General features: G+C 59.2%; 1 protein-coding gene and 1 pseudogene. One reads left to right on the forward strand and one right to left on the reverse strand.

Translation table 11 applies throughout. The features are described from left to right. On the forward strand, nt 1-431 hold a 431-nt coding region (locus DVH23_RS23225), incomplete at its 5' end, for a Fic family protein (protein WP_394342658.1). A 442-nt stretch (nt 432-873) separates the two neighbouring features. On the opposite strand, the pseudogene DVH23_RS23235 reads toward DVH23_RS23225, so the two are convergent. Next, nucleotides 874-1,053 (reverse strand): annotated as a pseudogene (locus tag DVH23_RS23235) (hypothetical protein); the annotation flags it as partial.

Below are 1,053 nucleotides of genomic sequence, written 5' to 3' on the forward strand. Positions count from 1 at the left end.
CTGACCTCCTCTCGGAGCCGTACCTCTATTTGAGCGCGTACTTCAACCGGCATCGACAACAGTATCTTGACTATTTGCTCGCAGTGAGCCGTGACGGGGACTGGGAACAGTGGATCGTGTTCGTCCTAAACGCAATCGCCGAGCAGGCTATCGATGCCTACGATTGTGGTGTTGAGTTACAGTCACTCCGGGCTGACTACCAGTCGCGGTTTCCGAATCGGCCCGCTGTGCGAGACGTGATCGACTACGTGTTTGAGGCACCGTATCTCACGGCGCCGCGAGCCATCGAAGCAACGGACCGTTCGCGACAGGCCGTGTACGATGCAATCGAGGCGCTCAAGGGAGAAGGGATTGTCGACGAGATCTCGGACTCGGAGCGGTATCGCGTGTATGAAGCACCGGACATTCTACGCATCGTTGAATCACCGTAGATAGTGGAGCTTCAGCCCTCAACTCCTACATCCGATTGAGAGATACAGTAAGCGTCAGACAATGTCAAACTCCTCGATGTTGCCCCATAGACATCACACTGACGGTCAGTGGAGTCGAGTGTCGTCCCGCACTGGCGACACTCGTAGATGACGTCGTCGTCATCAGTCGGCAACCACCGCTGCACTGTTGCGGCCAATGACACACTCATAATGAGGCGAAGCGAGCGCAAAAATCCGTTGGTCGTTCATGCACCCCCTATTGAACGCGAACAATCAGACTGACCTCACCACCGACCGCAGGTGGGAAAGCCCGGCAGCGCAGCGACCTCCAGGAGCGAGCAGCCCGGACCCTGGAGGTGGGTGGGAGGCGGTGGGTGGGGCGGACTGGGACTAGACCCGATATCCAGCCCCCGAACGGCCGCCCTCAAACCCCTCCTCCCCCTTAGACGAGCGGTTTCGGTCCCCGCCACGAGAGAGCTATCTCTCCGCTCTCTCGCTCTGCTCGCTCCTCGTTCCCCTGCAGGTCGTATTTCCCCTCGAGATCACTGCAGACACGTTCTGCGACCGCGAGTGCGTCTGCGAGCGTTCCGACTTCGGCTTCGACCGACCCCCAGTCCGGATT

Source organism: Saliphagus sp. LR7, from assembly GCF_003344565.1.
Taxonomy (GTDB): Archaea; Halobacteriota; Halobacteria; order Halobacteriales; family Natrialbaceae; genus Saliphagus; species Saliphagus infecundisoli.